Consider the following 10,478-nt stretch of genomic DNA (forward strand, 5'->3'; position numbering starts at 1 on the left):
TTTCGTAAGCTATGAAACAGGGCAAAATCGCACGATTTGCGCGGTAGAACGTCACGTTCATGTCGGTGTTAGCGCCAACCGGGTGCATTTGCGCGTGATTAAGGGAGGGACAAATGGAAAAGGTTCTGGGATTCGGCGGTTTCTTCTTTCGTGCCAAGGACCCCGAGGCCCTGGGCAAGTGGTATCGCGATCATCTGGGTATCGATCTTGTGCCGACGGATTCGGCGGGCAAGCCCTGGATGGCCAAGGGCGGTGCGACGGTTTTTGCACCCTTCGAGGCTGACACAGACTATTTCGCCCGGGGCAAGATGTTCATGGTGAATTTCCGCGTCGCCGACCTTGGCGCGATGTGCGCCCAGCTTGAGAACGCGGGCATTGAAACACGCTCACTGGGCGAAGTCCCGGGTATCGGAAGGTTCTCGCATCTCAACGATCCCGAGGGGAATGCGATTGAGCTATGGGAGCCGCATAGCGACTAGCGCCCTCTTGCCAGCGCAACCTCAAGCTCCGCCGCGCGAGACCACCTGTTGGTCGTTGGATCGGCGGTTTCGAGGAAACGGTCGATCCGTCCCCGCAGAACCGGTCCGTAATACCACGCGTCGATCTGCCGTTTTGCCTCTGCAATGGATGGATGCATCCCGCCCGGATCCCAATCCCACCAGACCGATTGCCAAAGTGTGGCCCCTCCCGCATGTTGGCTGTCCAGCCAGAGGCGGTCGAACAGTTCTTCATCGCGCCAGCGGTTCAAGCAGTCGATGCCGTCTTCTGCGGGGAAATGGGTGAGGCTGAACGTGCACAGAATATCGTCGAGGAAGGGATCGTCCTCGGACCGCCTCCGATACCAGTCGAAATACGTTCTGTGATACGCGCGGATCACGTCGTTTTGGGCGTCGGACCAGAGCTGGGCATCCCCAAGCCGGAGCCGCTCGAACATCAATTCGTGATGGATATAGTCGTTCGTCCCGGCTGCAAACGCCATGATCCGTGGGGCAAGGAACGTGCGGACGCTTTGCGGGAATTCACTCAAGACGAAAGCCGCGTTGAACCACGAGATGAGATGCTTTTCCTCTATTTGTGACGGATGACAGGCCAGCATGGCGTCGTGATCCGCGAGGTCCATGCAGCACTTTGTGCAGACGTTCAGATTTGAGGGGGCGGGACAGGCGAAAACCTCGTAGGCTTCGCTCAGGACCTGCGCAAAGATCGGCGGTGTCGCGCTAGCGGTTGGCACCCGGAACCCAGAGGACGTCGTCCTTGCCGTTGTTGTTGGCGACCCGCGCGGCGACGAAGAACCAATCGCTGAGCCGGTTGAGATATTTCACCGCCGCCTCGTTCACGTCTTCCGAACCTGCAAGCAAAACCGCCAGCCGCTCAGCCCGGCGAGCCACGGTACGGCAAACGTGGAGATGCGCGGCAAGTTTTGCGCCACCGGGCAGAACGAAACTGCGCAGGGGTTCAAGTGCAGCGTTCATCACGTCGATCTCGGCTTCCAGCCGCTCGACCTGCGCGGTTGCCATGCGCAGGGGCGGATACTCGGCATCGGCATCCTTGGCCATGTCGGGACGGCAAAGGTCGGCACCGAGATCGAACAGATCGTTCTGGATGCGCGACAGCGCCTTATCCGTCTCTCCGGTCGCTTCCAGCCGCGCGACGCCTACGAAGCAGTTAAGCTCGTCCACGGTGCCGTAGGCCTCGACGCGGGCGTCGTGCTTGGCGACCCGCTCACCGTTCCCAAGCGCCGTCGTGCCCGCATCGCCCGTGCGCGTGTATATCTTGTTCAGAACAACCATCAGTTCCCGCTCCCCCGCCACCATACCACGCCAAGGATCAGGATCACCGCGATGAATTGTGCGATGATCCGGTAGCGCATCAGCCGGTTGGCATGTTTCTTGTTAAAGGCCCCGCCGCCCGCGAAACCGCCAAGCCCGATCAGCAGGATCACCAGCACGACCAGAACGGCAAGCAGGGTAAAGGTAAAAAGTGGATCGTCAAACATCGGTATTTCCTTCGTTGACGCCGAGATGTAGCCGCTCAGGGCCGCGGGGCAACCCCATTCAGCCGCCCAGGACTTGGTCGAGCACGCGTGTGGGCAGGATGCGGCGCATCAGGCCCGCGAAATAGGTGGGGGCCGTGACGTAATAACGCGCGCGGGGGCGGGGGCTCTCCACCGCATGGATCAGCTTGGTCACCACCGCCTCCGGTCCCAGCTCGAACCGTGCCTTCTTGACCGAATCGTAAAGCCGCGGGCGCAATTCACTCTCGTACTGCGCGGCGCGCGGCGAGGCACGCCAATCGATCCAGCGCTCGAACTGCTTGATCGAGTTGCGCCGGAAGTCCGAGGTGATGGGGCCGGGCTCAATCAGGATCACGTCGATGCCCGTGCCGCGCATTTCCTGCCTCAGCGTGTCGGTCAGGCCTTCCAGCGCGAATTTCGTCGCGTTGTAGGCGCCGCGCCAGGGCATAGTGATCAGTCCTAGGACCGAGGAGCACTGCACGATGCGCCCGCGCCCCTGTGCCCGCATCACAGGGAGCACTGCGCGGGTCAGTGTGTGCCAGCCGATCAGATTGGCCTCGAGGATCGCGCGCAGCGCATCGCTTGGCAGATCCTCGACCGCGCCGGGAATGGCGTAAGCCCCGTTGTTGAAAAGCGCATCCAGCGACCCGCCCGTCGCCGCAAGCACTTCTCTCAGACCATCTGCGATACTGTCCTCGTCCGCGTAGTCGATCCGCGGGGCGTCAAACCCTTCCGCACGCAGTCTTTCACAGTCTTCTACCGTGCGGCAGGAGGCAAAGACGTGCCAGCCCCGAGCGCGCATCGTATGGGCAGCTGCATAGCCGATACCACTTGAGCAGCCGGTAATCAGGATGGTTCTGGGCCGGGTTGGTGCAGACATGAAAAAGGCCTCCGAAACGGAGGCCCTACATCGCGTGTTGCATGCGTCTTGGCAACCGCCGGTCTCGTTGGGGTTTAACCGCCCGCCAGAAGAAACTCCGCAAGCCAGCCGCCCGTGTTGCCGTCCACCGATTCAAATCGCACCCAGCCATCGCCGTTGTCTTCAAGAACGATTACCTCGTCGCCGCGGACAAGGCTGGCCACGACATCAAAGTTCGTGCCGGGACCGCCGCGCACATTCACACGGTTGCCCGATACGGTCCGGATATCTTCGGCTTCGGTCGGCTCGCTTGCTTCGATGACAAGCCCGTCGTTCGGCGCGATGAGGCTGGGGATAATGGCCGGGGTGTCAGCGGAGGAGGTGATGATCGGGGCATTTTGCGGCACGGCAGTTGCCGATGGTTGCGATACCGCACCCGGCGCCGCGCCTTCGTCTGATTCCGGTTCGAGAACGCTTTGCAGGCTGGTCAGGTTCAGCGAGACGCGTGTCACCTCGCTGTCGTCTGTGCTGTTCCGCCGGGGCGGATCGGTGTCCACCATCACCTTTGGTGCGCTATCTAGGACGACGGGCATTTGTTCCGGCGCCGGAGTGGCCTGCTTGGACGCGGGTTTCTCCTCTTCCAACACAGCCAGGCGCGCCTCGCGGATGTCGCTGGGGTCGAATTCCGCCCCACCGCTCATCTCGTAGAAAGCCCAGCCCAGAAAGCCGAAAGAAATCAGAATAAACCGTGTCATCCCCGTCCCCGTACGATTCTTACAAGCCTAACATGAAACAGTCAGACTTGGTTCCATTATCAAGGTTAATTGCGGATATGAGCGGGGAAATCCCGATTTCCGCTCCCCGTGGCATGGCTGCCGCAATGATTGCAAATGCATCCGAAGTGACCGCTTGCCGCCCCCGCGCGGCGCGGCTACACCACTTTCATGTCCGACGTTACCGACCCGCCAGAGATCGAGCCGAACAGCATCGCCGAACCGCTTCGCCGCGCGCTGGGCGAGCGGTATCTGACCTATGCGCTGTCGACGATTATGCACCGCGCGCTGCCCGATGCGCGCGACGGGCTGAAGCCGGTGCACCGGCGCATCCTTTATGCCATGCGCGAGCTGCGGTTGAATTCCACGGGCGGTTTCCGCAAGTCGGCGAAGATTTCCGGCGACGTGATGGGCAACTATCATCCCCACGGGGACGCCGCGATTTACGACGCGATGGCGCGTCTGGCGCAGGATTTCAACGTCCGGTACCCGCTGGTGGACGGGCAGGGCAATTTCGGCAACATCGACGGGGATAACCCGGCGGCCTCCCGCTATACCGAGGCGCGGATGACAGCGGTGGCCGAGGCCATGCTGGAGGGGCTCAACGAGAACGCCGTCGATTTCCGCGACAACTACGACGGCACGCTGACTGAACCCGTGGTGCTGCCCGCGCAGTTTCCGAACCTTCTGGCCAATGGATCGAGCGGGATCGCTGTGGGCATGGCCACGAATATTCCGCCGCATAACATCGCCGAGCTGTGCGATGCCTGCATCCATCTGATCCGCACGCCGGATGCGCGCGACGACACGCTGCTGAACTACGTACCCGGTCCGGATTTCCCGACCGGCGGGATCATCGTGGAGCCGGGTGAGAATATCGCGCAGGCCTACAGGACCGGCAAGGGCGGCTTTCGCCTGCGCTGCCGGTACGAGGTCGAGGACCTGGGCCGGGGTCAGTGGCAGATTGTCGTCACCGAGATTCCCTATCAGGTCCAGAAATCCAAGCTGATCGAGAAGATCGCCGAGGCGATCCAGACCAAGAAAATCCCGATCCTCGCAGATGTGCGCGACGAAAGCGCCGACGACATCCGCATGATCCTCGAACCGCGTTCCAAGAACGTGGACCCCGAGGTGCTGATGGGGATGCTTTACCGCAACACCGATCTGGAAGTGCGGTTTTCGCTCAACATGAACGTGCTGATCGACGGAGTGACGCCGAAGGTCTGCTCGATGAAGGAGGTGCTGCGCGCCTTCCTCGACTTCCGCCGCGAGGTGCTACAACGCCGCTCGACGCACCGGATGGAAAAGATCGACCATCGGCTGGAGGTTCTGGAAGGCTTCATCGTCGCTTTCCTCAACCTCGACCGTGTGATCGACATCATCCGTTATGACGATGATCCCAAGGCGGCACTGATGCGCGAGGACTGGTCGAAAGACCATGTGCGGGCGACGGATGAGAAGGATTACGTCAGCCCTGCGCCGGGCGAGGGGGAGCTGAGCGAATTGCAGGTCGATGCGATCCTCAACATGCGCCTGCGCTCCTTGCGGCGGCTGGAAGAACTGGAGTTGCTGCGCGAGCAGTCCGAGCTGATGGAAGAGCGCGCGGGGCTCGAGGACCTTCTGGAAAGCGAAGAGCTACAGTGGCAGGCGATCACCGATCAGCTGAAAGCCACGAAGAAGCAGTTCGGCAGGGATTGGGAAGGCGGCGCGCGGCGCACGACCTTTGCCGAAGCCGGCGAGATCGAGGAAGTGCCGCTGGAGGCGATGATCGACCGGGAACCGATCACCGTGGTCTGCTCGCAGATGGGCTGGATCAGGGCGATGACCGGTCATATCGACCTCGGCCGCGAGTTGAAGTTCAAGGACGGCGACGGGCCGCGCTTTATCTTCCATGCCGAGACCACGGATCGCTTGCTGGTCTTTGGCTCGAACGGGCGGTTCTACACCCTGTCGGCGTCTAACCTGCCCGGTGGGCGCGGGATGGGAGAGCCGTTGCGCCTGATGGTGGACTTGCCAAACGAGGCGCAGATCGTAGCTCTGTTTATCCACCAGCCGGGCCGCAAGCTGCTGGTCGCGTCCAGCGCGGGCGACGGGTTTATCGTGCCCGAGGATGAGGTCGTCGCCCAGACGCGCGCAGGCAAGCAAGTGCTGAACGTGCGCGGCGATGTGCAGGCGCTGGTCTGCAAGCCGGTCGCGGGCGATACGGTGGCCACGGTGGGCGAGAACCGCAAGGTGCTGGTTTTCCCGGTCGAGGAACTGCCCGAGATGGGACGCGGCAAGGGCGTGCGGTTGCAGAAGTACAAGGACGGCGGGCTGTCCGATGCGACCACCTTCAATATGGAAGAAGGTCTGAGCTGGCTCGATCCGGCGGGACGCACCCGGACTGAAACCGAACTTGACGAATGGTCGGGCAAGCGGGCCTCGGCGGGCCGCATGGCTCCGCGTGGGTTCCCCCGTGACAACAAGTTCACATCCTAGGGCGCGTCCCGATGAGTGAGACAGCAATCGTTAACGGACCATGGGGTCAGACCGCGCAGCCCGAAACTGTCCCCGCGGGGACAGAGCCGAAAAACGGTCTGGCCGTTGAGTTTACGGGAAACCGGGCCGCTTTGTTCTGGCTCGCGCTGAAGACCGGGGCTTTAACCGTTCTGACGCTGGGTTTCTACCGCTTTTGGATGAAGACGCGGCTCAGGCGCTGGTACTGGTCGGCGATCCGGCCCGGCGGGCATCCGATGGAATACGTGGGCGATCCAATCGAAAAGCTCCTGGGCTTTTTCATCGCGGTCGTGATCCTGACCTTCTACATCGGCATCGTGAACCTCTTGCTGATGTTCGTGAGTTTTTCGGTCTTCAATTCCTCCGTCATCGGATATCTAGCCAGCTTTGCCGGGGTGGTGCCGCTATGGTTCTATGCCCGCTACCGCGCGCGGCGCTACGTGCTGGGGCGCACACGCTGGCGCGGGGTGCGCTTTGGTCTTGAAAAGGGGGCCTGGGGCTACGCGCTGCGTGCGCTGTGGTACTGGTTCCTGACGATCATCAGCCTCGGTACGCTCTGGCCGCGCATGACCTTCCTGCTTGAGAAGTACCGCACCGACCGGACCTATTTCGGCTCGGCCCGCCTGCGACAAGGGGGCAGCTGGAAGATGCTCCTGCCCGCCACCTGGCCCTTCGTGCTGAGCCTGCTGGTGCTTGGCGCAGCGCTGCTCTGGACGCTGCGGCTCGACCCGGTCTTTCCCGAAGGCATCGACAGCGGAGAGGAAATCGCCGACGCGCTTGACATCCTGATCGATGGGGGGCGTGTCCTTGGAACGTGGAAGACGCCCGAGCGGCTGTTGCTGATCCCGCTGGCGCTCTCGGGGATGCTCTTTGGGGCGATCTGGTACAATTGGGTTTCCAAGCGGATCATGGCGAACCACAAGACCGCGCCGGGTGTCGGATTCGCCTCCGTTCTCAGCGGGCTCCGGGTCACGCTGATCTACGTTCTGGGGAATTTCATCGCCTACATGACGCTGGTTATGGGCATCGTCGCCCTTGTCCTGATTGCCATCACCATGTTCGCGGGCGATCTGTGGTTTCTCTCCGGCCTGCCCGGAACCGAGACGATCTCGCAACTGCCCCGCTGGGCGTCTCTGCTGCTGCTTGCGCTTCTCTATCTGACGTTCTTCCTGCTCTGGGGTGTGCTTTACAACACCTTCGTGACCTTCCCGCTGATGCGCCACATAGCGGTCACGACCAGTCTGCCTGTTTCGGACGGGCTCCCGTTGATCAGCCAGCGCAGCCGGGATGCCGCCGCCGAGGCCGAAGGCTTTGCCGAGGCGCTTGATCTGGGAGCGGCGATATGAGGGGTGCCTATTTCGATGGCGACAGCCCGGTAGCGCAGGGTGTCAGCCTGACACTCAGTGGCGGCGCGCTGGTCCTCTCGTTCCCCGAGGGCGACAGCCTGTCCTGGCCGATCGAGGAGGTGCGCCAACTGCCCGACGTCGCGGGGCGGGAAGGGGCGGTGTTACGCCGGGTTTCCGATCCGCTGGCCCGGCTTTTCGTGACGGACCTGAGCCTTCTGGATCACCTGCCGCAGCGCAATCGGCGAAACCCGCCCAAGGGGCGCGGCCGCCTGATGGCCTGGGCCGTCGCGGCGGTGGCAGCTGTGGGCCTCCAGATCTTCGTGCTGGTGCCGTTACTGGCTGACAACCTTGCCGGGTTCATCCCGCCCGAGGGCGAGCGCGCGCTCGGCGAGGCGACCCTCGGTCAGATCCGTGAGGCGCTCGACGACACGGGCATGAGCCCGCTCGCGATTTGCGAGGCGCCGGAGGGCGTCGCGGCGCTCGACCGGCTGATCGCGCGCCTGGGCGGTGAGCGGGACTTTGGCCAGCAGGTCACGGTCTCCGTTCTCGATCACGAGATGGTTAATGCATTTGCGCTGCCGGGTGGTTTCGTGATCCTCTTTCGCGGGCTGATCGAGGCCGCGAATGGTCCTGACGAGGTCGCCGCCGTTCTCGCCCACGAGATTGGCCATGTGATCAGCGCCGACCCCACCCGCCATGCGCTCCGCTCGGCGGGCTCCATTGGAGTGTTGGGGTTGCTTTTCGGCGATTTCGCGGGCGGGGCGGCGGTGCTCTTTCTGACCGAACGACTTATCTCGGCGCGGTATTCGCAGGCGGCCGAGACCGGCGCCGATGCCTTCGCCCACGAGGTACTGGCCGAGGCTGGCATCAGTCCCGGCGCACTGGGCGACATGTTTGCCAGCATGCGGGAGAAATACGGCGATAGCGAAGGTGTCACTGCGCATTTCCTCACCCATCCGTCGCTTGGGACAAGGATCGAGGCCGCCCGCGCCGAGGTCGACCCCGAGGCCAGCTACTCCCCTTCAATGCCTGCCGCCGACTGGGCCGCACTTTTGAGGATCTGTGACTAGGCCGCGCCGTCCCTGACCGCGAGAAACGAGTGCGAACCCGGCATGCCCGTAAACTGGTCCTGCAGCACCTCCAGCAGGCGGAACCCATGCTGCGACAGCAGCGCCAGCACATGCCGCATCGGGACGGCGTGCATTTCCATCTCGCCGGGCGGCGAGGCAAGGTAGTCTTCAGCAGCGAAACTGTACTGCGGGATGTAGGTGGGCAGCTGGAAATAAGCGATGCCGCCGGGCCTGATCTTGGACAGCAGCACGTCGAGCAGGTATTTCTGAACCGGTGGCGGATTGTGCTGCAGAACGATGATCGAAAACAGCACGTCGAATTCCGGTGCCTCGTGAATCGTCTCGATCTCGGTCATCAGCCGCGTCGTGATGTTGTTCCGTCCCCGCGCTGCGATCAGCGCCTCGCATTCCCGCAGGTTGCCGGGCGAGATGTCGAAGGCGGTGACATGGCCGAAAAGCTCGCTGAGCGGCAGGGTCAGACGCCCGACGCCGCAGCCCAGCTCGAAACAGGTCTGGTGGGTGCCGGTCTCGATCCCGTTGCGCCGGGCGAGGTTCTGCATCCAGTGGATGTTGGTTTGCCCGCTCTGGAAGAAAACCTCTAGGTTCTTGCGGATGTTCGCGCTCCGGAATTCCTCGGCTGTGATGACCGACCAATAGGGCTCGGTCTCACCCAGGGCAGCCCATTCCGCCTTGATCCGCTCGAACATGCGGGCAAGCGTTTGCCCGGGCACGTCCACCTCGATGTCGAGGCTGTCATAATCGTGGTTGGCCATTAGGTAGTCGTGGATCATCTGCTCGGCCGTATGCTTCCGGTACTCATCACTGCGGATGAAGGACAGCATCATCTCTTCGGGGCTCATCCCCGCCGCGGTGCGTTCCTCCACGACCCGCTCGTTCTCGGGCTCGCGTCCCAGAAGCACGCGATAGCAGGCGCGGGCAAGGTCGGCTTGGGTCGGGTCTGAGGTCATCTTGCGTCTCTGAGGATAAAGGGCTCGGCGATGAGACGATGAGACGCCAAATCCGGCGGGATGTCACGCCCCTTGCACCTCCCCGCGCGCCAGCGCACCGTTCCCGGTTGATTGCACCTGCTGCGGGGGTAGGGTATCGCGGATGCATAATCCGAGCCGGAAAGGGTGATCGTGGTAAAGCTCCGTCTTCTCGCAGTTCTGATGTCCGTAATGGTGCTGGCCGCCTGTAACGGTGCGCGTGACCTTGGCGAACCGCCGGTTCCGCTGGGCGATTTCAAGCTCGTCCACAACATCGCCGTTGCTCCGAAGGCGGTAAAGGGCCCGCTCAGCCGCGAGGTGAGCGAGGAGCAGCTTACCAAGGCGTTGACCGATGCCACCGCCGAGCGCTTCGGTCGCTATGACGGATCGCGCAGCTATCATTTCGGGATGAGCGTCGAAGGCTACGTGCTGGCGCAGCCGGGTATCCCGATTGTCTTCGCCCCGAAGTCGATCCTGATCATCAACCTGACGGTCTGGGACGACGCGGCCAACAAGAAGCTCACTCCGAAGCCGCACCAGATCACGGTGCTCGAGTCCCTTGATCAGGGACCTGTGATCGGGTCGGGCTACACCAAGTCCGCCGAGGAACAACTCAAGAACCTCGCGCAGAACGCGGCCAAGCAGATCGAGAACTTCCTGGTGCAGAAAAACCGCGAGGAAGGCTGGTTCAACGGCGGGGCCGCGAGCGCGGAGGTCAGCGCTGAAGAGACGGAGTAGCGCTGCGGCACGCAATGTGCCGAAACCCGCTTGATTTTACCGACCAGACCCAATACATGGCCCGCCATATCCACGACCGGGCCCTTGGTGGCCCCTCAGTTACAAAGGGCGCTACGACCATGGCAAAAGCAAAGTTTGAACGCACGAAGCCGCACGTGAACATCGGCACGATCGGTCACGTTGACCACGGCAAGAC

Annotated in this window: 11 protein-coding genes; 5 read left to right on the forward strand and 6 right to left on the reverse strand. The window is 62.6% G+C overall.

Annotation, left to right across the window (positions count from 1 at the left end; translation table 11 throughout):
- The first annotated feature begins 113 nt into the window (after nt 1–113).
- Nucleotides 114–479, forward strand: coding sequence for a VOC family protein (locus AB2B41_RS02460; protein WP_367876150.1), 366 nt, complete (start codon nt 114–116; stop codon nt 477–479).
- Here AB2B41_RS02460 and AB2B41_RS02465 read toward each other — a convergent pair.
- From AB2B41_RS02465 to AB2B41_RS02485, 5 genes are all read right to left on the reverse strand, one after another.
- On the reverse strand, nt 476–1,231 hold the full coding sequence (locus AB2B41_RS02465) for a hypothetical protein (protein ID WP_367876151.1): 756 nt from the start codon (nt 1,229–1,231) through the stop codon (nt 476–478). The two genes, AB2B41_RS02460 and AB2B41_RS02465, sit on opposite strands and share 4 nt — an antisense overlap.
- Nucleotides 1,218–1,790: a cob(I)yrinic acid a,c-diamide adenosyltransferase gene (locus AB2B41_RS02470; protein ID WP_367876152.1), complete on the reverse strand. Its 573-nt coding sequence runs from the start codon at nt 1,788–1,790 to the stop codon at nt 1,218–1,220. Before AB2B41_RS02470 ends, AB2B41_RS02465 begins: the two co-directional genes overlap by 14 nt.
- Nucleotides 1,790–1,996 (reverse strand): twin transmembrane helix small protein, encoded by a 207-nt coding sequence (locus AB2B41_RS02475; RefSeq protein WP_367876153.1) that lies wholly within the window; start codon nt 1,994–1,996, stop codon nt 1,790–1,792. The genes AB2B41_RS02470 and AB2B41_RS02475 overlap by 1 nt, the downstream gene beginning before the upstream one ends.
- A gap of 58 nt (nt 1,997–2,054) precedes the next feature.
- Nucleotides 2,055–2,894 carry an SDR family NAD(P)-dependent oxidoreductase gene (locus AB2B41_RS02480; protein WP_367876154.1) on the reverse strand — a complete coding sequence of 280 codons (840 nt, stop codon included), beginning with the start codon at nt 2,892–2,894 and terminating at the stop codon, nt 2,055–2,057.
- Nucleotides 2,895–2,968: 74 nt separating this feature from the next.
- Nucleotides 2,969–3,628, reverse strand: a complete 660-nt coding sequence (locus AB2B41_RS02485; RefSeq protein ID WP_367876155.1) for an SH3 domain-containing protein — start codon at nt 3,626–3,628, stop codon at nt 2,969–2,971.
- A gap of 189 nt (nt 3,629–3,817) precedes the next feature.
- Here AB2B41_RS02485 and parC point away from each other — a divergent pair, with 189 nt between their 5' ends.
- The 3 genes from parC to AB2B41_RS02500 are packed head-to-tail and all read left to right on the forward strand — an operon-like array spanning nt 3,818 to nt 8,558.
- Nucleotides 3,818–6,124, forward strand: a complete 2,307-nt coding sequence (parC, locus tag AB2B41_RS02490) for a DNA topoisomerase IV subunit A (RefSeq protein WP_367876156.1) — start codon at nt 3,818–3,820, stop codon at nt 6,122–6,124.
- A gap of 11 nt (nt 6,125–6,135) precedes the next feature.
- On the forward strand, nt 6,136–7,488 hold the full coding sequence (locus AB2B41_RS02495) for a DUF898 family protein (protein WP_367876157.1): 1,353 nt from the start codon (nt 6,136–6,138) through the stop codon (nt 7,486–7,488).
- Entirely contained in the window at nt 7,485–8,558 is a 1,074-nt protein-coding gene (locus AB2B41_RS02500) for a M48 family metallopeptidase (RefSeq protein ID WP_367876158.1), read from the forward strand. Before AB2B41_RS02495 ends, AB2B41_RS02500 begins: the two co-directional genes overlap by 4 nt.
- Here the strand turns inward: AB2B41_RS02500 and AB2B41_RS02505 are convergent.
- Nucleotides 8,555–9,526: a class I SAM-dependent methyltransferase gene (locus tag AB2B41_RS02505; RefSeq protein WP_367876159.1), complete on the reverse strand. Its 972-nt coding sequence runs from the start codon at nt 9,524–9,526 to the stop codon at nt 8,555–8,557. The genes AB2B41_RS02500 and AB2B41_RS02505 overlap by 4 nt on opposite strands.
- A gap of 171 nt (nt 9,527–9,697) precedes the next feature.
- On the opposite strand from AB2B41_RS02505, the gene AB2B41_RS02510 reads away from it, so the two are divergent.
- Nucleotides 9,698–10,282, forward strand: coding sequence for a hypothetical protein (locus AB2B41_RS02510; protein WP_367876160.1), 585 nt, complete (start codon nt 9,698–9,700; stop codon nt 10,280–10,282).
- The last annotated feature ends 196 nt before the right edge of the window (nt 10,283–10,478 follow it).

The organism is Sulfitobacter sediminis (assembly GCF_040811725.1).
GTDB lineage: Bacteria > Pseudomonadota > Alphaproteobacteria > Rhodobacterales > Rhodobacteraceae > Sulfitobacter > Sulfitobacter sediminis.